This window comes from uncultured Brachyspira sp. (assembly GCF_949287625.1).
Taxonomy (GTDB): domain Bacteria; phylum Spirochaetota; class Brachyspiria; order Brachyspirales; family Brachyspiraceae; genus Brachyspira.
Map to the genome: position 1 here is coordinate 1 of NZ_CASEGO010000002.1, position 24944 is coordinate 24944.

Genomic DNA, 24944 nt, shown 5'->3' on the forward strand with positions numbered 1-24944 from the left:
TTCCTTTTTGTTTGTTGTGATAATTTAAATTATAAGGAATACCTCCTTTTTTTAAACTAAAACTGTGCAATATCTATGGCTCTTAAACAAAAAATATTAAATTTAAATGTTGACTTATAATATATTTAATATTAAAATTATCCTCATGAAACAAGATATGACACCTATATTAGAAAATTATTTAGAAACTATCTACAACCTAGAAGTAGAAAAAAATTTTAAAGAAGCTATTAGAATAACAGATATAGCTGATGTTGTAAGGCGTTCCAAAGCAAGTGTTAATACAGCTATAAAAACTTTGTCAAAACTCGGACACATAAAGCATGAACATTACGGAGACATAGAACTTACAGAATCTGGAAGAGCTATTGGAAAAGATATTGCTGAAAGGCATGCTATATTCTATTACTTTCTTACAAATGTATTAAATGTAGATGAAAAAATAGCAGATGAAGAAGCCTGTTTAATAGAACATGCTATGAGCAGAGATACTGTGCATAAGTTTAAAGAGTTTCTTTGCGGATACTGCAAAAAAGAAAATATATTTAATAATGCCAATAAAAACTAATAGTTCATATTAAAGTTTTTATGTTTTAAACTATATTTCATATTAAAAATAATTTTATAAAATGAATAAAAAACCGTCAGAATTATTTTTTTATTAAACATAATTCTGACGCAATAAATTTATATTAATTATTATATAATCTCACTTTCTATCATCTCATCAAAAGTCTGTCTTTTTCGTATAATGTAATGCTTATCTTTATCTGCCATAATCTGTGCTATAAGAGGTCTTGAATTATAATTGCTTGACATACTAAATCCGTAAGCACCAGCATCAAGTAATGCAACATAATCGCCCTCTTCTACTACAGAACACTCTCTGTCATAGGCAAAAAAGTCAGAACTTTCACATATAGGTCCTACAAAATCATAATTTGATACGCTTTCTCTTTTTACTAAAGGATATATCTCATTATAAGCATCATACATAGCTACCCTTACATAATCATTCATACCGCCGTCTAATATAACATACTTTCTTCCAAGTTCCTCTTTTACATATTCTACTCTCATTATCAAAGCACCAGATTCTGCTACAAAATATCTTCCTGGTTCAGTTGTTACTTTAAGATTCATTTCTTTTAATAGATTTATACTCTCATTTTTGAACTTATCAAAATCAAAACCAGAATGATCTTTATTATACCTTACCCCATAACCGCCGCCTATATCAATATCGGTTATATTAAATCCCATACTATTAACTTCGCCTATTAAGTCTTTCATTACCAAAATAGCTCTGTAAAAAGGCTCAGCATCTGTCATTTGAGAGCCTATATGCATTGATAATGACTCTATCTCTATATTATCTAATGATTTTAAAAGATTAGAATTTTCTATTATGGTTTTAATACATACTCCAAATTTGTTGCCATTTACACCTGTAGTGATCTTCTCATGAGTATGAGCATCTACATTTGGATTAACTCTTATAGAACATTTTACTTTCTTTTTGAGTTCTTTAGCTATATTATTAATTCTTACAGCTTCAGGGATTGATTCTATATTAAAACGTTTGATATTAAGTTCAATAGATTTTTTTATCTCCTCTTCTGTTTTTGCCACACCAGAAAATACAATATTTCTAGCATCTCCTCCAGCTTTTATATATTTCAAGCTCTCGCCTATAGAAACAACATCTGCCCCAATTCCTTCTTCCACCATCATTTTTAATATAGATAAATTATTTTCAGCCTTAACAGCATATGCTATTAATACATCGTCCAAAGATGAAAATATATCTTTTAAAAATCTTATTTTCTGCAAAATATCATTTTTTGAATAAAGATAAAAAGGACTTCCATAAACTTTTGTAAGCTCTCTTATATCAATATCTTCACACATTAATATATTATTTTTATAACCTATCATTATACCGCTCCTATTTTTTATTAATTATTAATTATTTTTTATCATTTTTATATTATTTAAGTTTTTTAGTTAAAACTTCTGTTATATTCACGCTTACTATATCATCTTCATAAAGAAGAGGCAGATTATTTTCCAAAACCTTTAATGTTTCCTCACTTTGATAATGCCCTATACCAACAGCAATTCCATACTCTTTTGATAATTTAATTAACTCTCTCCACTGCTTCATTATGCTGTCATAATCTCTATCATTGTCCAAAAATACATTTCTCTTTGCCGTTCCTACATCATTTTCTAATGCCAAATCATATATCACACTCTCTGCAGAAGTATAGGAATCTACAAAATATTTATTGTTGTTTTTAGCATAGTCAATCATATATGAAACTATATTAATATCTTTACAAGCAAGAGAACCAGTATGATTATTCATTCCATTAGCATAAGGGACTTTTGAAAATGAATAATCTAGCAAATTAAAAACTTCATCTTTATTCATTCCAGTTCTTATTATAGTTTTCTCTCCGAAATAACCGCTGCCCTCCATAGGCATATGCAAAATGACACTAATATTATTACTGTATGCTAAATAAGAAAAATCGATGCTGTGAGGAGAATCTGGAAGTACAGCAAATGTTATGCCGTATTTATATGCCAATTGAAAATACCTATCTGTATAATCAAGAGTATTACCGCTATCATCTATTATGATGCTTATAAAATTACTGCTTTCTATTGGTTTTGTAATATTATCCAATATAGGTTCTGATATATTAGGAGAATTAATATCTGCTAAATAAAATACATCATTAGTTTTTTTTGATGTTATAGTTTTTTCAGATGTATAATTATTATTATCATCTGCATATTCAAAACTAATTCCATAATTTTCTTTAACCTTAATAAAGGTAAAAGAAAATACAATAATTACAATAAATAAAAATACAAAAATAATTATTCTTTTCATAAAAACTAACTAAATAATATTTACTTTTTATGATAATCTAAATATTAATAAAAGTCAATTATATAAAAATCCTACTTTTCAATCATACTGTCAATACTTACAACAGCATGTTCTTTGCATTTAGGACATTTAGGATAAGTTATATTTTTCATAATTTTTGTAAAAAAAGAATCTTTTTTATGATCTTTATTATTATCATCTGTGGTAATTTCTGTTATTACATTTCCGTCTTCATCAGTTTGAGTATTTTCAAAATCCAAAGAAATATCAGAAAAAATAGAAGGGGCATGCAAGTTTTTGTCCGAACTAAAATGATATCCGCATTTTGTGCATTTATAAAAAAAAGGCGGTTTATCTGGAAACATATATTAACAACTCCTTAAACTATATATCTAATACTAATAATTTATTTTGTTCGCTGTCAAAATGATCTGACATATAAATAATAGAATCATCTTTTTTTATAATACTATACGGCTTTACCCTATTATGTCCTACTACCTGATTATACCCAACCCAAGAATCGTAAAACAAATCCTCTGTGTCAGCCCATAAAATACCTGCAAATCTGCTTAATCCGCCTCGTCTGAAAGAGGCTATATTACAGTCATCTCTATCATTTTTATATATTATATTTACAATGCTTTCAATGTTATCAATATCTATATTATCTATATCATATTTATTTTTTATATAATCAATCCAGCCGTTTGTTATTCCAGCATGTGTAAATATATAATTGTTTTCTATATGTATAGGCTTAAATAAGTCGGTATTATCATTAAATATCTCATTCATTTCTTTAGCATAGCTTTCTCTGTATCTGCTTGCTGTAGGATACCCCACTATATACTGAAAATCATGATTACCTATAAGGAGCTCAACATTATCATTATGATTTTTTTTGAACTCTATTACATCTTCAAGATTATTAATTATATCTTCATCACAGAATCGAACCCAGCTGTCATCACTGTAATCACCCATAAATATTATCTTATCAAATTCAGAAAATCTTCCTTCGAGAAGTCTCTTCCAACAGTCTTTTCCATGTAAATCACCTACAACAGCTATTTTCATTTTTAAAGCCTCCTTGCAAGTCTTAATATATTATGATAATCTATATTCAAATTACTAGCGTCATTTTCCAATACCTTAGCAGTATAAATATTTTCAAATTCTTTTTGTAATAAGTCCTTAAACTCTTTTATATTTTCTAAATACTCTTCAAAATCATTATTAATATAAGATTTTACTTCATAACTTCCTCTTATCCTATCGGCTATATTATCTATAATACTGTTTTTTATCTCATAAATCTTTCCTATATTTTGAACAATATTAATAATTCTATAAATATCCATGCTGCTTTTAGATATACTTCCAATCATATAAATATTAATAGAATAATCTGCCGACTTTCTCTTATCTTCTAATATAAAATCAAAAGTTTTAACAGCATCATCTACAAAACTTTTACTAATGTCAATATTATATTCAGCATGCAAATCTTCAATTCCTACAATCTTTTTTATAAATAAATTGTCAAACTGAGTATAAAAATATTTTTTTATATTATTAAAAAATAAATAAATATAAAAGTATTTAATATCTTTAGCTTTAACTATGTCTTTTAAATTACTTAAATAATTTTCAATATCATTTTCATAAACTGGTATTTCATAATGAGAGGATAATTTTTTTATTATACCTGGTATATTATTATCTATAACATTAAAAATTTCTCTTTTATCATCATCTTTTTTTATATATAAAATATTATTATCTAAATTCAAAGACTCTAAATGAATAGTATCTCTTTTTTCTTTTAAAAGTTTTATCTTTTTTTCTATATCATTTTTGATAATTTCTTTTCTATCTTTAGGAGTTAAAGCCAATATTTCTTCTTCTATAAGTTTATTATCTTCAGATTCCTGTTCTTTTTCTAATTCCTCAATTTTTTCTAAAGTATAGAACTCTTTTTTTTCAAGTATATCCTCTATTCTTTTAAGGTTATTTTCTTTATCATTACCATAAACATATAATTTAAATCTAAATCCGTATTTTATATCAAGCCCCATCATTTTTATAAAAGATTTGGCATTAACTCTTTTTCCATTTTGATTTTCTATTTCTATTTTATCATCTATAGTCCTTAAAAAATCAACAATAGAATTAACAATTTTATTATCAGACGCCAAACTATTTCGGCATTCAAATTCTTTAGATATAAAATCTTCCATAACATCAGCCTTATAAAATATTTTCTATAATAAAATAATTTACTTATAATATAATATAAATTTATTAAAATTTCAATAACTTTTTATATAAGATAAATAAACAAATAAATAATAAAGGCTTATTCCGTTTATAGAAATAAGCCCTTATTTATGGAAAACTTTTTAGTTGGATATGTCTTTATTATTATTTATCTTATTTAGCCATAATTGTACCAACATACATTTTATCTGTTCTAATTCCAGGTTTAATCTCTCCATTAATAGAATATATTTTATTTCCTATTAATATCAAACCTTCTCCGCAAGGAGCATCAAATGGAATCTCTCCTATTGTTCTCCAAGTATTAGAATCACAATTATAAATTAATATATTGCTGTTCCAATTAAACTCATAAGGATCAGCTCCGAAATATACAGCCCTGAAATTGGCTAATTCAGCACCCTGAAGATTACCTAAATTATAAACAGCATCATCATAAATAGCTTTATTAAAGCCTCCTATAACAAGCATTTCGCTTTCATTAAGTTTAACAGATACAGCACCGAGTAAAGATATACCTTCACCATTAAGAACTACATCAGCAACTCTCTCCCAAGTATTATTAGCAAAATCATATTTGTATCCGTCAGTGTAAGCTACCACATCCCCGCCGCTGAATACATATATATTACCATTTAATAATTGAGCAACTGCCTGAGTTCTGCTTTCCTCTCCAGGTACCGGGGCTAATTCTTTAACTTCTTTAGCTACTAAGTCATACTCATAAAGTTTATTACTGCCTTTACCTGCTTGTTTACCAGTAATTACATATAATTTATTATCTTTATAAACAGCTGCACCATTTTGTAATGTGAAAGGCAAATCACCTATTTTTTCAACATTTAATTTATTATCTTTTAATGTAATAAATAATATATCATCATCAGCTTCAGGGTTTGAAGAGCCGCCAATATAATATATACCATCAGCAGTAGTTATAGAAGAACCATATCCCAATTCATTTTCCCAATTAATATGCTCAACTACTTCTAATACGCCGTTTTTATCTTCAAGCATATAAATATCAGAATAAGTTTTTTTAGCTCCGCCGTTTAATACAGATTCTTCAGGAAAGTTAGCTCCTCCGCCTACAACTATATATTTACCTCCTAAAGAGCCATACAAAACTCCAGCTGTACCGATATTTTTATCCATTCCAGTTTGAGCAGGTAAATGTCCTCCCATTTCCCAAACTATTTTTTTATCAGTTTTTGAATCTAGTACATTAGTATTATTATTAGCTGTGTTAGTTCCAGAACAGCTTATAACAAATATAATAGATAAAATTAAACATATTTTTTTCATATTTTATTCCTTAATTACAAACCGCACTTATTTTTGATTTTTTACAGTAGTAGAATAAGTTAATCCTTTGATTTTTTCTGCAGATGGTTTTCCGAAAGCAAAAGAAGCTAAGAAAGAACCTATTACACCAACGCCTATAATTATAAATGAAATCATAAACTCAAAGATTTTTGGTTTAGCATATCCTGGTATAAATTTAGTAAGCATTCCAGCAGGATCGCTTATATAGAATGCCACTATAACAGAAAGTATAAATCCTATCCAAACAGCCTTGGATTCCACTCTGTCAAAGAATATGCCGACTAAAAATATAGTAGCTATAGGTCCGCCCAAAAGTCCAGTTACCGCTTGGAAATATAAAAACATATCTCCTTGTCCATGATATAAAAAATAAACTGCAAGTGCAGTGCTTAATATTCCTATTATCCAGCTGGACCATCTTGCAAAACTCAATTTGGCTTTATCTGTCATATTAGGTTTCAAATATTCCAATATATCTGCAGTAATACAAGTAGCAGCAGAATTCAAACTTGAAGATACCGTTGATTGTGCCGCAGCAAATATAGCCGCTATTACTAAACCGGATATTCCAACAGGCAAATAATTAACTACAAAATAAGGAAGTATAGCATTTCCGTTAATTCCTTCAGGCAATACTTCTTTAGTATGAAAAAATATATATAAAGCTGAACCCATACCTATAAATATCACTATGCTGGTGCAAAGCAAAGGAACATTCATAAATAAACTTTTTTTAGCTTCATGTTCATTCGGAGTGGTATTATATCTTTGAACTATATCTTGACTTCCCACATAAGAATATATAGAATTAATAAAACCGCCTACAACCATAACCCAAATACTAGATTTAGCTAAATCAAAAGAAAAGAAATCAGGGCTTATTATTTTACCGTCATCAGCTAAAAGCTTAAAGCCTTGACCTATTCCTTCAGGAGCAGAAGCAAAGCCTACTATAATTATTAATAAAGCTCCCAAAAGAAGAACCACTGTTTGTATAGCATCCGACCAAAGTACCGCTTCTATACCTCCCATAGAAGTATAAGCCACACAGAATATAGATACCAAAATAGTTATAAGCACAGGATTGAGATCAGGCAATACCTGCTGTATAGCCAATGTAGGAAGATAAATAACTATAGCCATTCTTACTAAATGAAAAAGTATAAAAACTAAACTGCTTAAAAGCCTAAAAGAATTATCAAATCTTCTTCCTAAATATTCATAAGCTGTAGTAACATTAACTCTTCTGAAGAAAGGTACGAATACATAGGCCGCCCATAATACCATTAAAATAATTCCTAAAGGTGCCATACCCAATAACCAGCTGTTATTATAAACCGAAGCAGGTATAGCAATAAATGAAATAGAAGATAAAGCAGTAGCATAAATACTCATAGCGGTTACCAAAGCAGGAACTCTTCCGCCCGCTTTAAAGTAATCATCTGTGGATTTTGTTCTTTTAGAGAAGAAGACACCTATTAAGAACATAGCCACAAAATAGAGTAAAATAACTACCCAATCAAACCAATGCCAAGATGTATTACTCATAATTGTACTCCTATAATATAATTGTTCACGTGAACAATTATATTATAGTCAAATAAATTTATATTGTCAATTGAAAAAGATAAAATATTACAATTTATTACAATTCATCATAAAAAAAATGAAATTTATCACTAAAAATATATGCTAAAATACTTTAAGTAATAACATGTAATAATATTAATATAAAAAATACCTGCATAATACAGAAATTTAATATGCATATTGATTTTTTATAAAAAACTATTACTATTATTATGTATCAAAAAAATATTAGTTTTTAACATGGAAAAATATATAGACATCATAAAAAAATCAAATCTATTTTGCAATATGAATGATAAACAGATAATAGTTCTGTTAGAAGATTTCAAATCTGAAAAAAAGTATTTTGATAAAGATAATATTATAATAGATGCAGGAGATAAAACTGACAGTATATATATTATCTTAAATGGAAGAGTAGAAATTTCAAAAGAATATGATGATACTAGAAAAAATATAGTAAATATATTAACTTACGGAGATATATTTGCAGAAGCCTTAGCTTTTTCTACTAATAAGATATCACCTATACAGGCAATATCTTTAGATAAAACAGAAATATTAAAAATAAATATAAAAAATATATTCAATACAAATAACAATGATAAAAACATATTTTTACAAAATTTATTAATGGTAATATCTGATAAAAACAAATTTTTAGCCTTTAAAAATGATATTCTAAGCCAAAAAAGTTTAAGAAGCAAAATTACATTATATTTAAAATATATGTCGAATATACAGAAAAGCAAAAATATTGTAATACCCTATAACAGAGACAAACTTGCTGAGTTTATATCAGCTGACAGAAGTGCATTATCAAGAGAATTAAATAGATTATCAAAAGAAAATATCATAAAACTAGACGGCAGCAAAATAACTATTATAAAATTATAAATAAAGGCATTATTTATTCATAAAATCAATATGTTTTTTTCTCTTTCTAACTTCATCGGCTATTTTTTTTATAGTTATTTTTGACATAGATTTCTCAAAATCAAGCCTTACACTATTAAACTCTTCTCCTAAAACATCAAACATAGCACAGCCTACTGGGCATACATGATTAGGCTCATGAAAATTAAAAAGTCCCCTTTCCTCCTCTGTAAATACTGCTTCATATATAGAAAGCAGAGTTATATCCTTTTCATCTTTTATAAGTCTGCTTCCCTTTTTATCTGTTTCAACTATTCCCGAAGCCTGAAGTTTTAATAGTATTCTCCTTATAACAGAAGGGTTAGTCCTTACACTTTTGGCAAGCAAATTTGATGTAGTGCCTTCATTTTCAAAAAATGCTATACATAAAACTATATGAGTAGCTATTGATAATTTCGTATTAATCTTCATAGTAGGATAATAATAAAATAAAAATTATTTATAGTCAATAACTAAATAAAATAAACAATTGTTACAACTTTAGTAACAATGTTTTTTTACTTTTTAGTTGCTAAATCTAAAAAAACATATAGAATTATATATCTAAATAAAAAAAATTACTAATAAGGAGAACTTAAAAATGAATAAGGTTTACTATGCAATAGTTTTATCTGCTTTCATATTTGCTGTATCATGCTCAAATAATGCTGGTAAAACAAATAATAACACTGCTTCAAATACTGCTGCTAAAAAAGAAGCTGTTACTATAAATATTGAAGGGGCAGCTGCACCAGAAAGTGTAAAATTAAGAAATGGAAAATTATATATAGCTAATTTGGGAGATCCTAATGCTCCAGCTGACGGATTTATAATTGTAGCTAATGAAGACGGATCTAATCCTCAAAAATTATTTGAAGGTCAATTAGACAGCCCTAAAGGTTTTTCTTTCTTAACTGATGATATTATTATCATACCAGACCAAGTTAATGACAGTTCTTTAACTGGAAATTTAGTATTAGCTAATATCAAAGAAAATAAAATAATTACTAAACTTCCTATAGAAGGTTCTAAATTCTTAAATGATACAGTAGTAATAGATCCTACAACTGTAGCTCTTACTGATACAGGTGCTTCTACAGTTCATTTTGTAAAAGTTGATAATAATTCTTCTTTATCTATAACTTCATCAGTAACAGGAGTAGTTGGTGCTAATGGAATATTCTTAGATAACGGAGTATTATATATAGCTGGAAGTACATTTGGCGGAGACCCTAATGGCGGTGATATATACACATTAAATACAGATGGTACTGGATTAACTAAATGGACAGCTTCAGTATTAGGTGCAGGTGCTTTAGATGGTATAGCTATTGCTGATGGTAAATTATATGTTTCTGACTGGGGTGCAGACGGAGCTAATAACAATGCCTGCATATATGTATTTGATTTGAATACTAAAGAGCAATTAGAAAAAATAGAAGGTTCTTTAAGCGGTGTTGCTGATATAGATTTAGTTAATAATGTTATATATATACCAGAACTTTCTACTAGTTTAATTAAAAAAGTTCAATTATAATTTTTAGTTCATATATAATTTTTTCGTTCATAGTAGCTCAAAAAAACGTGCATTTAAAAAATTTTTTAAATGTGCGTTTTTTATTTTATAATTAAATTATAATATACTGGAACGATTTCATTTTGTCAACTGATGTACATTATATAGAATTATCAACTTTTTTTGCCGCACACGCCACAGACGGGCTTCGCAAAAGTTGCTGCCAACACCACAGTCGGACTTCGTCGGCACGCAGAACCGGCACAACTGTGTACTTCCTAGGGCTGTCCACGAAAATAATAAAAAATATAAAAACTAATTTTGACAAAATATATTTGTTTAGGTATAATAAAAAATATATAATAAATTCAAATTTATAAAAAATTTAATTTGCTGAATATATCTCTTTTAATCTTATTTCATCATAAAAAGATATTCTGTAAGAATAAAGTTTAATAACTCTATCCAAACTATCCAAATCGGGTTTTACATACAAAGACACACTGACCAAATCTGATGACCACCATATGGTATATTCTTCAAAAGGTTTTTTATTGAATGAATAATATTTTACATCTGTTTTTGTTATTTCACCATATTTAAATTTGAGTTTTTCTTTTATATCATCAATTTCAGCCAAAGAGGCAGGATTATAAAACGAAGGATTATTATAAATATCCCCTATATGATTGCATATTTCTATTCTGTAAAGTTCATTATTATAAAAATATAAGTAATATGCTAATTTTTCAGTATCATTTTTATATATATTAATAACTCTATTATTTTTAAGTTCAAATGATTCTAAAAAATCAGCATATACATTTAAATTATAATTAGTAATTTTATTATTAGCCTCATCAATACTCATACCAAATCTTAAATCTTTATAACCGTTAAGGTCAAAAAGTTCAGGCAGTTGAGCAAACATGATATTAGCACTTATTAATAAAATTACTATTATATATCTCATTTCTATTTATCGTTTTTATAAAAGCTGTTAATAATATCCAATACTTCCTCTGGTTTTTCAGCATACTGCATTAAATCCAAATCAGAAATATCTATATAGCTTTCTTTAACCATATTCTTTTTAATCCACTCTATAAGATCAGAATAATAATTTTTATTCATAACAATAAGAGGCATTCTCTGAAGAACTTTAGTCTGTATCAAAGTTAAAGTTTCAAACCATTCGTCCATAGTACCGAATCCGCCCGGAAATATTATAACGGCTTTAGCATATTTTAAAAACATAACCTTTCTTGCAAAAAAATATCTGAATTTAAGTTCTTCCTTTACATAAGGATTAGTTTTCTGCTCAAAAGGAAGTTCTATGCATAATCCTATAGAACCAGAACCAGCATCAAAAGCTCCCCTATTTCCAGCCTCCATAATACCTGGTCCGCCTCCTGTTATTATATCATATTTATTTTCACCCAATAATTTGGCAGTTTCATAAGCTAATTTATAATGAGGATGATCTTCAGAAGTTCTTGCACTTCCAAACATTGAAACTGCATTCTTATAATAAGACATAGTTTCAAAACCCTCTACAAATTCTCCCATTATTCTGAATATACGCCAAGATTCATTAGGCATATCAGAATTCTGAAGTTCATAATAAGTTTCTCTTCTCATATATTCTCCGCTATATTTTATTTTATTATTACAGCGGTTCCATAAGCTATAACTTCTGTAGTTCCTTCCATAACAGATGATGATGAATAACTTATTCCTATAATGGCATTAGCTCCTAATTTTTTAGCTTCTTCTATCATTCTTTTTGTCGCTATTTCTCTAGCCTCATTAATCATCTCTGTATAGCCTTCTACTTCTCCGCCAACTATATTTTTTAATCCTGCAAGCAAATCCTTACCTATATGTTTAGCCTGAGCTATATTTCCTTTTACTAAACCTAATAATTCATAATTATAGCTGCTTGGCAAATAATCAGAAGTAAATAATTTTATATCCATTTTATCATCCTTTTTGAAATATTTTATTATTTTAAATTAATAGCTGTTCCATAAGCAACAACTTCTACTGTACCCGGAAGTACAGATGATGATGAATAGCTTATTCCTATAATAGCATTAGCTCCTAATTTTTTAGCTTCTTCTATCATTCTTTTTGTCGCTATTTCTCTAGCCTCATTAAGCATTTCTGTATAACTTTCTACCTCTCCGCCCACTATGTTTTTTAATCCTGCAAGCAAATCTTTACCTACATGTTTTGCCAAAGATACATTTCCTTTTACTAAACCTAATGGCTCATAATTATAATTGCTTGGCAAGTAATTAACAGAAAACATTTTAATATCAGAACTCATTTCATTCCCCTTATAATTATTTTTTAGATATTATGTTAATTTGTCGGAAAACTGTAAATATACTTAAATATTTTTATTTATTATTATTTGATATATACCTAAACAACTATAGTTTGTCAATTTTTAGTTATTTGTAAATGCAATTATTATTTGTAAATAGTATAAAGTATTATTAATATTAATAAAATATGTTTTAAATTTATTGTAATGACTATATTTTAGTAAAAAAATGCAGTCCTTCGAGACAGCGGGCTGTGCCTGCTTCTCGCCGCAGGCGTACTTCGTATGGGTCACCACCGAGTAGGTGCCTTGCCTACGGCACGCAGAGTGGGCACGACTGTGTACTTCGTAGGGCAAAGCCACCACAAACAATAAATTTAAAAAACTAACTTTTGACAAACTTAAAAATTTTCAGTATATATCAATGGTTAATTATGAAATGATTATTTTATTAATGATAATATATGTTTAATAAACAACTCCTCCGCATAGAGTTACATCTTCATCATAACATACGCATGACTGCCCCTTAGCAACTATTCCAGTAGGTTCAAAAAATTTTATATTGATTACATTTTCCTCTATTGGTATTACTCTTGCCATACTTCCTTTATGAGCACTTCTTGTTTTGACCAAAGCCTCAAACTCTTTATCTCTAGGTTCTGCTATCCAATTAACATCATATATAGTAACTTCAGAAACAAAGGTATGATTTTTATTTCCTACATAAACAGTATTTGTTTTGCTGTCTAATGATACCACAAATAAAGGCTCTTTATATGCTATACCAAGACCTTTTCTTTGTCCTACTGTATAATGCCATATTCCTTTATGATGTCCTAATATTTCATTAGTATCTATATTTATTATATCGCCTTCTCTATCTTCATCAAATAGTCTGCTGTACTCGCCTGCAAAAAAATCCTGACTCTCGCTTTTTTCTGCCGCTTCCAAATTATACTCTCTTGCCATTTTTCTAGTATCTTCTTTTGTATTTTCATGCATTGGAAACATTATCTTTGATAATTGACTTTGAGTGAGCCTGTATAAAAAATATGACTGATCTTTTATCAAATTTTTTCCTCTTAATAATAAATATCTTTTAGTTTTCTCATCATATTTTATTCCAGCATAATGCCCAGTAGCGAATTTATCAAATTCCAATCCCTGTTTTTCTATAGCCTCAAATAAAGCCATAAACTTAATCTGACTATTACACATAATACAAGGATTAGGAGTAAGTCCTTTTTTGTAAGACTCAGCAACATAATCTATAACTTTTTTTTGAAACATATCGCTCACATCAAAAGCATAGTAGTCTATACCTATATCCTGAGCATATTTTCTGCACTCTTCAACCATCTTTGACTGCGAAGGACTGTAGCATGAACCGCTTAAAGGAGCTCTCTTATCTCCATTCCAAAGAAGCATAGTAACTCCGAATACTTCATTTCCTTTTTCTTTTAATATCTTTGCTGTAGTAGTAGAATCCACTCCTGCACTCATACCAACTGCTATTTTCTGCATATAATATTTCCTTTATTATATTTTTATTAGAACTGTTGCAATTTTATATATGTATATAGTTGTATTATTATATAATAATTAAAAATAGTATTTATAATTTTAATAATTGGGGCTTTGCCCCAGCTCTGCGTGCTTACGCAAAAGCCCAGTTCTTTTGTACGCTGTCCGCCCGCGGCGTGACACAAAGAACCAAAAAGGCTGTATTTTATGCTAAATTTAGCAATTTATCCTACATATAAAACATAATTAGTAAGATTTAATAATAACTTCAATACTTGCACTTTTTGGTTCTTTTTGCGGCGGGAAAAAGAACAACAAAAAATTGACAAACTTAAAAATTTTCAGTATATATTATTAATATTAACTGTATAAAAATACAAAATTACAACTGTTCTATATATATTTCTCTATATTTTTTCAGCAGAGCTTTTATTTATCCAGCCCTTAAAATTACCCTCTGCATAATACCAATTATCATGCTCTTCAATTACTCTTAATTTCTCTCCTTCAGATATTTGAGAAACTATATCCGATTTTGTACTGCTTCCGCTGTATAAATCAGCATTATCAATAGTTACAATATAATCAGAGCTTGCATAACTGCTTAATATTATTAATGGTATAAAAAACACTATTGAAAGCAATATTAAAAATTTATTGATTTTCTTTTTTTTAATAAATAGTACTATAAGCATTGTAAAAAATATTAAAAACAATATTAATAGCAAATACATAGATATAATAAGCATAGAATCATAATCATATTTTCCGTTAATTGAACTTATCATTGATTTTATTTCTTTATCAAAAGGAGAAATATTAAGTGCCTTTTCATAATAAAGAACAGCATAACCATTACTTCCTATAGCCGCATAAGAAGAAGCCAAATTATAATATAAATCTTTTGAAATAACATTTGATGATGCTATGTCTCTATATAAATAATTAGCCTCTAAATATTTGCCTTCATTATAAAGTTCATTAGCACTTTCAAATAAATTATTTATTTTTTCCAAATCAGTGTTTGAAGTTATCTGACTATATAAAAAACATGACTGGAATATAAAAAACATTATAATTATTTTTTTCATATTTATTATATTACCCGTATTTATTTTTTTATCTTTAATTCTTTTATATATTTTATTAATTCCATAGCTTTAGTATGATAATCTTCATTATCAGATGATTTTCCAGAATAAAGCTCGTATCTGCATTTACTTATTATATCTTTTATTTCATCAATTTTTTCTGTTTCAATATAATCATTTAATTTATCATATATATTATTATCATAATCTATATTAAATTTATTTTTTATAGTATTAATTAAACTATTTTCTATAAGTCTGCAGTATTCTTTTCTGTTGTTTTCATTATAGTATTTAAGAATATCATCTGTTTCAGAATGCTTATCTTTTTTAATATTAGCAAATAGAAGTTTTAACTTATCAAATTTATTATGATTATAAATTATAACAGATAAAGCTATTAATATTATTATATATAAATACACAATTTTCATATTAAATATTTTAAATACTTTATCCTCTTTAACTAAAGCATTTTTTATAGGTATAACATTAATCTCTTCTCCATTATTATTAATAAATGAGTTTAAATTTTGTTTTGTACCTGATATTGTAAGATTAATAGGCTTTGAATATATATTGGTATAAGTTTTATCATTAGGAGAGAAATAACAAAAATTAATATTTGATATTACAGAACTTCCTTCGTCTTTAGCAACTAATACATATTCTTTAACTTTTCTTCCCATCATTTTTTTACCGTCAAACCAATTTGTTTCATAAACTTTAGGCTGATATACAGAAAAATAATTAGTTATATTATCATTAATTTTAGGCATAGTGATTATAGAAGTATTACCCTCACCAGTTACCTCCATTGTTATTAATACCTCTTCTCCTACTGAAATATTGGTTTTATTTACTTTGGTATTAAAATTAAAATCACCTACAGCACCAGAAAAATTATCGAAGCCATTTCTTTCAGGAAGCGGAAGCACTTTAATAATAAACTCATCTTCTCCGTATTCTACACGTTCATTGAAAACAAATCTGCCCTCTTTTTCAAAAACAAAAGGAGTGGTTAATATTCTTTTATCACCCGTTTTAACAGGATATAACACTTCAGTTTTCAAAGGTATAGCAGTTACTCTTTTTCCGTCTATTATTTCAGTAAAAGAGTTATACTCTGAAGTTTCAGAATATGAAATAAAATCGGTTCTATCTGGTATTTTTGAAAATCCTAAAACATTTACAGGAACATGAACATATGCTTTCTGTATTATATATATAGGCTCATACAAATAAACTTCTTTTTTATTTATATTATTATCAACATATATATCATCTCCGTAATTCATGAAATCTTCAAATTGATTTCCATTAGGAGTATAATTATCATCTCTGTTTCTTATAGGTCCGTCAACTACTTCTATTTTTACAGGATTTGCAACATAAGTATTATTATTTACTCTCACTCTTATATTATCTATATTATAAACCCCTTCTTTATTTGCCACATATGTATAACTATATGTTTTTATAGTTTTAAATGATCCTGAAGAATACATCATATTAACGCTCTGAGATGTACCCCTCAATGTAAAACCATCTATATCAGGCACTGTAACTCTTCCAGAATTATTGTTAATAGTTACAGACAAACTAAATACTTCTCCAACACCTATTTTTTCATCGGAGAATTTCGCTGTAATACTAGTCTGCGGAAAAAGAGGCAGGCATATAATAAAAAATATTACAAATATATATTTATAAATATTATTACCAATCTTTATCAATTCTTCCTCCGCCATAGTACTGATCTCCATTATCTTTATCTTTTCTAAGCTGTCTTAAAGATTCAAGCAGCCTGTCAATATCGGATTTGCTTTCCTCGTTATCATTATTGCTGTTGTTATTATTATTCTGATTATCCTGATTATTATTGCTGCTTTGATTGTCTTGATTATCATTATTATTTTGATTGTTCTGATTATTTTGATTATCCTGATTGTTTTGATCATTCTGATTATTCTGATTATTATCCTGATTGTTTTGATTTCCCTGATTATTATTGTTTTGATTACTCTCATCATTATTGCCAGAGCTTCCATTATTATCATCACTCTGACCGCTTTGATTTTGCTCATTATTCTGCTGACTGCTGGGACCAGTATTATTTTGATTTTGCTGTTCTTCTAATTTTTTATAAGCATATTCTAAAGCTCTTTTTGCATTGTTATCATTGGGAGTATTAACAAGCGATTCTACTAATTCATCTATAGCACCTTGATAATCCTGTCCTTCTATCTTTGTTATTCCAGAATTATAATAAATGGCACTTTTTATATCTTTGCTTGTATTTTCTGTGGCACTTTTTTTAGCCATATCAAATAATTGTAAGGCACTGTCCAATTCACCAATAGAAGACATAGTAGTACCCATATTATAAAATATTTCTGGAGAATTAGGTACTTTGCTTAAAGCCTTTTCATACAAACTTACAGCTCCATCATAATCTCCTTTTCTCATAAGTCTGTTTGCTCTGTCTACATCAAACTTTGCTGTTAATTCATTTAATGAAAATGAATATGCATAGCTTACAGATATAATAAAAATTAATAGTGCATGTTTTCTCATTATACAAATCCTAATTAAAAAATATAATAAAAAATAATAATAAAATACTACTGATATAACTTTGCTTTTTTATCACTAATTTTTTCAGGTTTTATTCTTATCTGTGTTAATATATTAAGTATGCTCGATATCATTATAAAAAGCACAGAAATACCCAAAAATATTTGAAATCTCTCTTTATAGCTTCTATTATTTCTCACAGCAGAAACACTATCCATATTTTTTTTCATATCGTCAAATATGCTTTCTAATGAAACATTTTCTGCAATATAGCTTTTTCCAAGTGTAGAATCTGCTATTAATTTTAATGTATTATCATCTCTTTTTGAAATAACAGATTTTTCTCTCACACCCAAATCTGTACTTATAGCAGCCCCCTGAGAAGTTCCAACCCCTATAGTATATACACTTATATTCATATCTTTAAGTTCTTTTAATACCTCATCAAAATAACCGCCATGATCCTCTCCGTCAGTTATTAGTACTATAGATTTTTTGCTTACAGCATCTACATTAAAAGTATTTTTGGCAGTAACCAAAGCATCTGCTATTCTAGTACCCTGAAGAGTGACAGACTTTGTACTCAAATTATCAAGTATATAAGAAAAAGTTTCCATATCCTGAGTAAAAGGACAAGCTATAAAACTAGTTCCTGCAAAACCTACTAATGAAACAGCCAAATTATCAGTATTTTTTACAAATTTTTCTATTTCTAATTTTGCCCTTTCAAGTCTTGAAGGCCACACATCATCAGCATCCATTGATCTAGATAAATCTAATGCTATTGTTATCATGTAATTATCGGTTTTTATTTTTTGCTCTATTATACCCCATTTAGGCTGCATCAATGCAAATATTAGTACAGCAGAAGCAAGTATCATAAATATTATAGAAAATATTCTCAAATTTGATATTCTTTTATAAGCTTTATCATTTTGAAAATTTAAATTTCTTGTAAATAAAGATAATACCTTATGCACTCTCATTCTTGATATAACAAATAATATTATAAGCAGTGGTATTAATACATATAAAACTATAAATTTAAAATCACCAAAAAACATTATATTTCCATTTTTTAAATTTGTAATATTATACTTATATTTAGTATAATATCAATAGTATCATTTTGATATAAATAACCATTAATATGTATTTAATGTAATACAATTAATAATTTTATATAGAATTATTAATTGCAGATTATTGTTGCCATAGCAATAGATTTTTTTGTTAGAATGATCTACTATTATGCTGTAAAATTCAATATTAAAAGGAAGTTTAAGGAAGCTCAATGAAAAGAAGAATTATAAAGATAGACGAAGACAAATGTACAGGCTGCGGTATATGTATTCCAGACTGTCCTGAAGGAGCTTTGCAAATAATAGACGGTAAAGCGAGACTTATAAGCGATTTATTCTGTGACGGATTGGGAGCGTGCATAAAAGCATGTCCTGAAAATGCTATGGAAATAGAAGAAAGAGAAGCTGAAGAATATAATGAAAGTAAAGTTATGGTAAATATAGTTAAAGGCGGAGTTAATGTTATAAAAGCACATTTAAAACATTTAAAAGACCATGGAGAAAATAAGCTCTTTGATGAAGCTGTAAAATACTTAAAAGATAATAATTTGGAGGTGCCTGATATGGAAGAAAATAAAGCCTGCGGATGTCCGGGAAGTATGCAGAGAGATTTAAGAAATAAGTTTAGAGGAGAAAATAACAGCAGTAATATTCAAATGCATTCTGAATTAAGAAACTGGCCTATACAGTTAAAATTGATAAATCCTAATGCTAATTATTTTGATAATGCTGATTTATTAATAGTGGCTGATTGTGTGCCTTTTTCATATCCAAATTTTCATTCAAGATTTTTAAAAGATAAAACTTTACTAATGTTCTGTCCAAAACTAGATTCAGATATTGACGGATATATAAGCAAATTAGCTAGCATATTTACTGATAAAAATATTAATTCTATAACCATAGTTAGAATGGAAGTTCCTTGCTGCGGAGGTGTAGAAACAGTTGTAAGAAAGGCTCTTGAAATAGCTCAAAAAAATATCATCATAAAAGAATATACTATTTCTATAGATGGAAGTATCATTTAATTATTTTTTCTGTTTTTTAACTATTTTTTATATTGGGGGGATAATTCCCCTCAATAATAATATAATAATTCAGTTTTATTCATTAATATATCATACAGCAATAATAAATTCTTTCTTGAAAAAATATTACTTTATTATAAAATAGTAGCAAGTATAAAATTATATTAAAAGAGGCTTATGAAATATGAAAATAAAATTAATAAATATATGTTTGATAATTGCTATATCATCATTTTTTATATCCTGTGCTACAACATCAAACAGTTCATCAAGCGGTGTATATGTAGGAGAAGATACAGGTGAAATAGGAATAGTTAATAACTGGAAAAATCCGGATTTCAAAGGCGGAAAAACAACAAAGATAACTGCTGAAGGCTTCGCTTCTGCTGACGGAAGAGGAGAAGCTGATGCCATAGAAAGATCAATAGAAAGTGCTAAAAGAAATGCTGTAGAACAGGCGGTGGGATCTATAGTACAGGGAACTACACTAGTAGAAAATAATAAACTTATAAGTTCAAAAATATATGATAATACCACTGGCTATATATCAGAGTATAAAGTTATTAATATTGCCAAATCTGGAAGTGTATGGTATTCAAAAATAGAGGCTACTGTTGGTGTAGATATGCTTCAGGACAATTTGCAGGCTATGGGCATACTTATGGACAGAAAAAATATGCCTTTGATAGTTACGCTTGTAGTAGATGAAACTGGAAATTTAAGCGAATCTTTTAATACAGAGCTGGAAAAAAATATGAGCGAAAAAGGATTTAAATTTGTAAGTGCTTCATCTCTAAAAAATGCTATGAGAAAAGAGAATATCAGCTATGAAGATACTTCAAGCTCTTCAGACTCCATAAAAAAAATAGCTAATGCCACAGGTGCACAAATAGTAATATTAGGAAAAGCTGGTGCTTCTTTCTTTACTTCTATTAAAGGTACTGCTATGAAAAGCTACAGAAGCGATGTTGCGATTACCGCTATTAATATATCCGATTACAGTACAATAGCTCGTGCTACCCATCAGGCTGGAGGTGTTGGAGGAAGCGATAAAGATGCTCATTCTATTGCATTAGTTAAATCTGCTGACTATATATCCGATGATTTTGTTAATCAGATAGTACAAAAATGGCAGAGTGAAGTTCAAAACGGAACAGAGTATACTATATATGTTAATGGTCTTGATTTTAATGATTCTATAGGGTTTGAAGAGGCATTGAAGAAAAATGTAGGAAATTTAAAAAGTGTTTATAATAGAGGAGTATCTGGTTCTTCATCTAAATATGTTGTTACTTATATAGGAAGCAGCAGAGATTTGGCTGTTGATATCAATTCAAAGGCTGGAAGTATGGGATATCAGATTATAATAAGCAGCTTTGATGATAAAACTATTACTTTAAAGGCAAATAAAAGGTAGAATAATTATTTTATGAAAGAAAAATTAGTAGTTCACACTTGCTGCGGAGTTTGTATGTCATATCCGCGTACTATACTTGAAGATTATGACAGTATATTTTATTTTTATAATCCTAACATCTACCCTATAGAAGAGTATAAAAGAAGAAGAGATGAGTTTATCAATTATGCTGATAGTTTGGGAATAAAAACTTATGTAGAAGAAGAGGATAATGCTGTTTCAAATTGGTATAATGATATAAAAGGATTTGAAAATGAACCTGAAAAAGGAGCAAGATGCAGTATTTGTTTTAAACATAGAATAAAAAGAGCTTTTGAATATGCTAAAAATATCAATGCTGAATATGTTACTACTGTAATGACTGTAAGCCCGCATAAAAATAGTAAGGTTATAGAGATGATAGGCAATTCCTTAGCAGATGAATATAAAGAAATAAAATATCTTCACTTTGACTTTAAGAAAAAAGACGGATTCAAAAAAACAAATATAATAGCGAATAATGCAGGACTTTACAGACAAAATTACTGCGGGTGTGAGTTCAGCATACGCAGTTAAAATATTATACTTGTTTTTTAACCTATTTCAATTTTGTATCCGCAGCATTATAGATAATAGCTTTAAATGATATTTACACCTCTAGTAACTGCAGCTTTGTACATATACTTTTATCTGTTTGGCTGTAAGTCAATGCAAATATCTAATTAAAAAAATTCATTTTTGACAAAGTATAATTTGTTTAGTTATGCAATAAGAATAACATTCAAATTATTTTGACAATTTTAATTTTATAGTTATTATTATATTATTATATATAAATAATAACATATGCAAAAGGAAAATATAATGAATAAAAAAGCAAAGGCTATTTTACTATTATCGGGCGGATTAGACAGTATGCTTGCGGGTGCTATATTAAAAAGAGAAAATATTGATGTTCTTGCTTTGAGATTTGTTACTGGGTTGGAATATTCTGTTATAAAAGAAGAGCTTTTAAATATATATAATGAAGACCCTGCTAAAAAGGCTGCAGATTTTCTTAATATACCAATAAGATTTGTTTCATTAAAAGATGTTTATCTGGATATGTTTTTAAATCCTAAATATGGTTACGGAAGTGCCATTAATCCTTGTTTGGACTGCCATATATTAATGCTTAAAACTGCAAAAAAGATTATGGAGGAAGAAGGATTCGATTTTATAGCAACTGGAGAGGTAAGCGGACAAAGACCTATGAGTCAGAAATCTCAAGACCTTATAAATGCAATAAGAGAAAGCGGACTTGAAGGCAGATTATTAAGACCATTATCGGCAAAACTGCTCCCTATAACAAAAGCTGAAGAAGAAGGACTTATAAACAGAGAAAATCTATATGATATATATGGAAGATCCAGACATATGCAGATGAAGTTAGCAAAAGAGTTTGGTATAACTGATTATCCTGAACCAGCAGGAGCAGGCTGTTCTATAGTAGATAAAGGATATGCTAGGAGATACAATGATTTAATTTCAAATAATGGAAAGGAAATATTAAATATAGAGCTTATGCAGTATCTTGCTATAGGAAGGCATATAAGAATAAATAAAAATCTTAAACTTATACTAGGAAGAAATGAAAAAGAAAATGATGCATTAGAAAAAAGAAAAAGAGAAAACTGCGTTGTATTAAAACCTAATTATAATAAAGGACCTTTTGGATATTTGGAAGTTTATGATAATATTGAAAATGTAAATTATGATGATGTATTAAAATCAGCTATGATAATGGGATATTTCTCAAAAGAGGATAAAGATACTCTTTCTATAAATACCTCATACTATAACAATGGCAATGAATATAAAACTGAAAATATTGATATAAATAAAGAAGATGCAAAAAATACTGTATTTCAGCAAATAGTATAAAATAGTAATGCCCTTATAAATATTTACTTATAAGGGCACCACTATAACTTTTAGGATATTTTTATTTAACTTACTTTCTTATCGGAATAAATATAACTATCTTTATAAGCTGGTATCTTTTTTATTTCTGCCAAAGCCTTCTGAGCTTCTTCGCGTGTATCATATCTTCCAACTTTTAATTTATACATAACCTTACCGTCAGACATAGTTTCTTCTTTAATAAAAGCCTTAGGAAATTTAGATTTCAAAGTATCTCTTGCTGAGTAAGTATTATCTTTATCATAGCCAACTGCAACTTGTATAAAGTATATAGAATCAGCAGATGATGATCTTGTATAAGGTACTCTAGTAGTAGAAGCAGAGCTCGATGATTGTTTAACAGGAGCTATGCTTGCAAACTGCTGAGGCGGCGTATATGTAGTATTAGGTGCCTGACCTGCTGTTTCTTTTTCTTTAATATCTTCGTTAATAGCATCTAATTCTGAAGCTAAATTCTGAGTATACTCATTATATCTGTCAGCAGAAGTATTTCCCTCTCTTATAATGCTTGAATTGTCATATTCGCTTAAAGCAGCAGTATCATTATTAGGAACATCAGCAGTGCTGGTATCTGCAGACATACTTTCAGACTGTTCTGCACCTCTCATTAATGCTTCAATAGAATCGCTTGAACTATTACTTACTTGTACAGGTTTAGATCCGCCCAAATGAAAACCTAATACAAAAATAAATAATATCAAAGCTGCAACACTAATAGAAAATACCAATAATCTTATAGGGGTAAAATTGACTATATAAAGAGTTTTCCTTCTGCTAAATTGATTAATATTATTAGTAGAAGAGCCTTTTTCTTCTGTGTTTTGATTTAACTCCATAATGCCTTCCTAATTTTTTTGAGATTATAATTAGATTATTATAATCTTTCATGTTGTTTATTAGAATATCGGCATTGAACTTATTATTTTTAACATCTCTTTGCATTTTTAGACGTTTTCTTGCTTCATGTTCAGAAATATTTCTGCTTTTTCTCATTCTATTAATGATATCAGAAGTTTTAGAATTAACATATATAAGACTTGTGCACATAAAGCGTATTTTACTTCTCATAATAAGTGCTGCTTCTATAACAACATCTTTGCAAGAAGAATCTATCAATTCCTTTACTCTATTTTCTATATAGGGATAATTAATTTCTTCTAATCTTTTTAATTTTTTAAAATTATTAAATACAACAGCACCTAATTTTTTTCTGTCTATATTACCGCTGCCATCTAATATATCCGATGAAAACTCACCTACTATATTATCTTTATTATTTATTAATGCCTCATGACCTATTAAATCAGCATCAATATACAAAGCATTCATCTCTTTAGCAAGCATTTTAGAAAAAGAACTCTTGCCGGAACATATAAGCCCATATACACCTATAATATTTTTATTATTATCCATT

General features: G+C 28.1%; 26 protein-coding genes. 7 read left to right on the forward strand and 19 right to left on the reverse strand.

What is annotated here, in order from left to right:
* Positions 1-145 precede the first annotated feature (145 nt).
* A complete protein-coding gene (locus tag Q1X91_RS00985; RefSeq protein ID WP_026364448.1) occupies positions 146-568 on the forward strand; it encodes a metal-dependent transcriptional regulator in 423 nt (140 codons plus the stop codon).
* Positions 569-699: 131 nt separating this feature from the next.
* Here the strand turns inward: Q1X91_RS00985 and lysA are convergent, their stop codons facing one another.
* From lysA to Q1X91_RS01020, 7 genes are all read right to left on the reverse strand, one after another.
* A complete protein-coding gene (lysA, locus tag Q1X91_RS00990) occupies positions 700-1938 on the reverse strand; it encodes a diaminopimelate decarboxylase (RefSeq protein WP_300752476.1) in 1239 nt (412 codons plus the stop codon).
* 52 nt (positions 1939-1990) lie between these two features.
* A complete protein-coding gene (locus tag Q1X91_RS00995; RefSeq protein ID WP_300752478.1) occupies positions 1991-2905 on the reverse strand; it encodes a divergent polysaccharide deacetylase family protein in 915 nt (304 codons plus the stop codon).
* 71 nt (positions 2906-2976) lie between these two features.
* On the reverse strand, positions 2977-3270 hold the full coding sequence (locus tag Q1X91_RS01000; protein ID WP_300752480.1) for a hypothetical protein: 294 nt from the start codon (positions 3268-3270) through the stop codon (positions 2977-2979).
* A gap of 19 nt (positions 3271-3289) precedes the next feature.
* Positions 3290-3985: a metallophosphoesterase gene (locus Q1X91_RS01005; RefSeq protein ID WP_300752482.1), complete on the reverse strand. Its 696-nt coding sequence runs from the start codon at positions 3983-3985 to the stop codon at positions 3290-3292.
* A gap of 2 nt (positions 3986-3987) precedes the next feature.
* The gene (locus Q1X91_RS01010; protein ID WP_300752484.1) at positions 3988-5148 is read right to left on the reverse strand and encodes an HPr family phosphocarrier protein; all 1161 of its coding nucleotides are present in this window, start codon (positions 5146-5148) and stop codon (positions 3988-3990) included.
* A 193-nt stretch (positions 5149-5341) separates the two neighbouring features.
* Positions 5342-6493 (reverse strand): cyclically-permuted mutarotase family protein, encoded by a 1152-nt coding sequence (locus Q1X91_RS01015; RefSeq protein ID WP_300752487.1) that lies wholly within the window; start codon positions 6491-6493, stop codon positions 5342-5344.
* Between the two features lie 27 nt (positions 6494-6520).
* The gene (locus Q1X91_RS01020) at positions 6521-8002 is read right to left on the reverse strand and encodes a sodium:solute symporter (protein ID WP_300752573.1); all 1482 of its coding nucleotides are present in this window, start codon (positions 8000-8002) and stop codon (positions 6521-6523) included.
* A 342-nt stretch (positions 8003-8344) separates the two neighbouring features.
* Between Q1X91_RS01020 and Q1X91_RS01025 the strand changes: the two genes are divergently transcribed.
* A complete protein-coding gene (locus Q1X91_RS01025) occupies positions 8345-9001 on the forward strand; it encodes a Crp/Fnr family transcriptional regulator (protein ID WP_300752489.1) in 657 nt (218 codons plus the stop codon).
* A gap of 9 nt (positions 9002-9010) precedes the next feature.
* Here Q1X91_RS01025 and Q1X91_RS01030 read toward each other — a convergent pair whose 3' ends face one another.
* Positions 9011-9451, reverse strand: a complete 441-nt coding sequence (locus Q1X91_RS01030; protein WP_300752491.1) for an Rrf2 family transcriptional regulator — start codon at positions 9449-9451, stop codon at positions 9011-9013.
* Between the two features lie 169 nt (positions 9452-9620).
* Here Q1X91_RS01030 and Q1X91_RS01035 point away from each other — a divergent pair, with 169 nt between their 5' ends.
* Positions 9621-10556: an ATP-binding protein gene (locus tag Q1X91_RS01035; RefSeq protein ID WP_300752493.1), complete on the forward strand. Its 936-nt coding sequence runs from the start codon at positions 9621-9623 to the stop codon at positions 10554-10556.
* 364 nt (positions 10557-10920) lie between these two features.
* Here Q1X91_RS01035 and Q1X91_RS01040 read toward each other — a convergent pair whose 3' ends face one another.
* The 9 genes from Q1X91_RS01040 to Q1X91_RS01080 form a co-directional block, all read right to left on the reverse strand.
* Entirely contained in the window at positions 10921-11508 is a 588-nt protein-coding gene (locus tag Q1X91_RS01040; RefSeq protein WP_300752494.1) for a hypothetical protein, read from the reverse strand.
* Positions 11509-11510: 2 nt separating this feature from the next.
* A complete protein-coding gene (locus Q1X91_RS01045; protein WP_300752495.1) occupies positions 11511-12176 on the reverse strand; it encodes a TIGR00730 family Rossman fold protein in 666 nt (221 codons plus the stop codon).
* A gap of 17 nt (positions 12177-12193) precedes the next feature.
* The gene (locus tag Q1X91_RS01050; RefSeq protein ID WP_300752497.1) at positions 12194-12514 is read right to left on the reverse strand and encodes a YbjQ family protein; all 321 of its coding nucleotides are present in this window, start codon (positions 12512-12514) and stop codon (positions 12194-12196) included.
* Between the two features lie 26 nt (positions 12515-12540).
* On the reverse strand, positions 12541-12867 hold the full coding sequence (locus tag Q1X91_RS01055; protein ID WP_300752499.1) for a YbjQ family protein: 327 nt from the start codon (positions 12865-12867) through the stop codon (positions 12541-12543).
* 468 nt (positions 12868-13335) lie between these two features.
* Positions 13336-14394, reverse strand: coding sequence for a tRNA 2-thiouridine(34) synthase MnmA (gene mnmA / locus Q1X91_RS01060; protein WP_300752500.1), 1059 nt, complete (start codon positions 14392-14394; stop codon positions 13336-13338).
* 407 nt (positions 14395-14801) lie between these two features.
* On the reverse strand, positions 14802-15485 hold the full coding sequence (locus tag Q1X91_RS01065; protein ID WP_300752502.1) for an SH3 domain-containing protein: 684 nt from the start codon (positions 15483-15485) through the stop codon (positions 14802-14804).
* A gap of 20 nt (positions 15486-15505) precedes the next feature.
* A complete protein-coding gene (locus tag Q1X91_RS01070; protein ID WP_300752504.1) occupies positions 15506-17236 on the reverse strand; it encodes a BatD family protein in 1731 nt (576 codons plus the stop codon).
* Positions 17205-18062: a tetratricopeptide repeat protein gene (locus tag Q1X91_RS01075; RefSeq protein WP_300752506.1), complete on the reverse strand. Its 858-nt coding sequence runs from the start codon at positions 18060-18062 to the stop codon at positions 17205-17207. Before Q1X91_RS01075 ends, Q1X91_RS01070 begins: the two co-directional genes overlap by 32 nt.
* 47 nt (positions 18063-18109) lie before the next feature.
* Entirely contained in the window at positions 18110-19126 is a 1017-nt protein-coding gene (locus Q1X91_RS01080) for a VWA domain-containing protein (protein WP_300752508.1), read from the reverse strand.
* A 230-nt stretch (positions 19127-19356) separates the two neighbouring features.
* Here Q1X91_RS01080 and Q1X91_RS01085 point away from each other — a divergent pair, with 230 nt between their 5' ends.
* The 4 genes from Q1X91_RS01085 to Q1X91_RS01100 all read left to right on the forward strand — a co-directional run bounded on the left by Q1X91_RS01085 (position 19357) and on the right by Q1X91_RS01100 (position 23491).
* On the forward strand, positions 19357-20172 hold the full coding sequence (locus Q1X91_RS01085; protein ID WP_300752509.1) for a 4Fe-4S binding protein: 816 nt from the start codon (positions 19357-19359) through the stop codon (positions 20170-20172).
* Between the two features lie 184 nt (positions 20173-20356).
* Positions 20357-21589, forward strand: coding sequence for a DUF6175 family protein (locus Q1X91_RS01090; RefSeq protein WP_300752510.1), 1233 nt, complete (start codon positions 20357-20359; stop codon positions 21587-21589).
* 12 nt (positions 21590-21601) lie between these two features.
* A complete protein-coding gene (locus tag Q1X91_RS01095) occupies positions 21602-22144 on the forward strand; it encodes an epoxyqueuosine reductase QueH (protein ID WP_300752511.1) in 543 nt (180 codons plus the stop codon).
* A 288-nt stretch (positions 22145-22432) separates the two neighbouring features.
* Positions 22433-23491, forward strand: a complete 1059-nt coding sequence (locus tag Q1X91_RS01100; protein WP_300752512.1) for a thiamine biosynthesis protein — start codon at positions 22433-22435, stop codon at positions 23489-23491.
* Positions 23492-23556: 65 nt separating this feature from the next.
* Here Q1X91_RS01100 and Q1X91_RS01105 read toward each other — a convergent pair whose 3' ends face one another.
* Both Q1X91_RS01105 and coaE read right to left on the reverse strand, forming a co-directional pair.
* Positions 23557-24366, reverse strand: a complete 810-nt coding sequence (locus Q1X91_RS01105; RefSeq protein WP_300752514.1) for an SPOR domain-containing protein — start codon at positions 24364-24366, stop codon at positions 23557-23559.
* On the reverse strand, positions 24323-24943 hold the full coding sequence (gene coaE, locus Q1X91_RS01110; RefSeq protein ID WP_300752516.1) for a dephospho-CoA kinase: 621 nt from the start codon (positions 24941-24943) through the stop codon (positions 24323-24325). Before coaE ends, Q1X91_RS01105 begins: the two co-directional genes overlap by 44 nt.
* Position 24944 lies beyond the last annotated feature (1 nt).

What these genes read in the sequence shown, in the direction of transcription:
- Q1X91_RS00985 (WP_026364448.1), top strand. Translation starts at nt 146, where the DNA reads ATGAAACAAGATATGACACCTATATTAGAAAATTATTTAGAAACTATC.
- lysA (WP_300752476.1), bottom strand. Translation starts at nt 1,938, where the DNA reads ATGATAGGTTATAAAAATAATATATTAATGTGTGAAGATATTGATATA.
- Q1X91_RS00995 (WP_300752478.1), bottom strand. Translation starts at nt 2,905, where the DNA reads ATGAAAAGAATAATTATTTTTGTATTTTTATTTATTGTAATTATTGTA.
- Q1X91_RS01000 (WP_300752480.1), bottom strand. Translation starts at nt 3,270, where the DNA reads ATGTTTCCAGATAAACCGCCTTTTTTTTATAAATGCACAAAATGCGGA.
- Q1X91_RS01005 (WP_300752482.1), bottom strand. Translation starts at nt 3,985, where the DNA reads ATGAAAATAGCTGTTGTAGGTGATTTACATGGAAAAGACTGTTGGAAG.
- Q1X91_RS01010 (WP_300752484.1), bottom strand. Translation starts at nt 5,148, where the DNA reads ATGGAAGATTTTATATCTAAAGAATTTGAATGCCGAAATAGTTTGGCG.
- Q1X91_RS01015 (WP_300752487.1), bottom strand. Translation starts at nt 6,493, where the DNA reads ATGAAAAAAATATGTTTAATTTTATCTATTATATTTGTTATAAGCTGT.
- Q1X91_RS01020 (WP_300752573.1), bottom strand. Translation starts at nt 8,002, where the DNA reads ATGTTCTTAATAGGTGTCTTCTTCTCTAAAAGAACAAAATCCACAGAT.
- Q1X91_RS01025 (WP_300752489.1), top strand. Translation starts at nt 8,345, where the DNA reads ATGGAAAAATATATAGACATCATAAAAAAATCAAATCTATTTTGCAAT.
- Q1X91_RS01030 (WP_300752491.1), bottom strand. Translation starts at nt 9,451, where the DNA reads ATGAAGATTAATACGAAATTATCAATAGCTACTCATATAGTTTTATGT.
- Q1X91_RS01035 (WP_300752493.1), top strand. Translation starts at nt 9,621, where the DNA reads ATGAATAAGGTTTACTATGCAATAGTTTTATCTGCTTTCATATTTGCT.
- Q1X91_RS01040 (WP_300752494.1), bottom strand. Translation starts at nt 11,508, where the DNA reads ATGAGATATATAATAGTAATTTTATTAATAAGTGCTAATATCATGTTT.
- Q1X91_RS01045 (WP_300752495.1), bottom strand. Translation starts at nt 12,176, where the DNA reads ATGAGAAGAGAAACTTATTATGAACTTCAGAATTCTGATATGCCTAAT.
- Q1X91_RS01050 (WP_300752497.1), bottom strand. Translation starts at nt 12,514, where the DNA reads ATGGATATAAAATTATTTACTTCTGATTATTTGCCAAGCAGCTATAAT.
- Q1X91_RS01055 (WP_300752499.1), bottom strand. Translation starts at nt 12,867, where the DNA reads ATGAGTTCTGATATTAAAATGTTTTCTGTTAATTACTTGCCAAGCAAT.
- mnmA (WP_300752500.1), bottom strand. Translation starts at nt 14,394, where the DNA reads ATGCAGAAAATAGCAGTTGGTATGAGTGCAGGAGTGGATTCTACTACT.
- Q1X91_RS01065 (WP_300752502.1), bottom strand. Translation starts at nt 15,485, where the DNA reads ATGAAAAAAATAATTATAATGTTTTTTATATTCCAGTCATGTTTTTTA.
- Q1X91_RS01070 (WP_300752504.1), bottom strand. Translation starts at nt 17,236, where the DNA reads ATGGCGGAGGAAGAATTGATAAAGATTGGTAATAATATTTATAAATAT.
- Q1X91_RS01075 (WP_300752506.1), bottom strand. Translation starts at nt 18,062, where the DNA reads ATGAGAAAACATGCACTATTAATTTTTATTATATCTGTAAGCTATGCA.
- Q1X91_RS01080 (WP_300752508.1), bottom strand. Translation starts at nt 19,126, where the DNA reads ATGTTTTTTGGTGATTTTAAATTTATAGTTTTATATGTATTAATACCA.
- Q1X91_RS01085 (WP_300752509.1), top strand. Translation starts at nt 19,357, where the DNA reads ATGAAAAGAAGAATTATAAAGATAGACGAAGACAAATGTACAGGCTGC.
- Q1X91_RS01090 (WP_300752510.1), top strand. Translation starts at nt 20,357, where the DNA reads ATGAAAATAAAATTAATAAATATATGTTTGATAATTGCTATATCATCA.
- Q1X91_RS01095 (WP_300752511.1), top strand. Translation starts at nt 21,602, where the DNA reads ATGAAAGAAAAATTAGTAGTTCACACTTGCTGCGGAGTTTGTATGTCA.
- Q1X91_RS01100 (WP_300752512.1), top strand. Translation starts at nt 22,433, where the DNA reads ATGAATAAAAAAGCAAAGGCTATTTTACTATTATCGGGCGGATTAGAC.
- Q1X91_RS01105 (WP_300752514.1), bottom strand. Translation starts at nt 24,366, where the DNA reads ATGGAGTTAAATCAAAACACAGAAGAAAAAGGCTCTTCTACTAATAAT.
- coaE (WP_300752516.1), bottom strand. Translation starts at nt 24,943, where the DNA reads ATGGATAATAATAAAAATATTATAGGTGTATATGGGCTTATATGTTCC.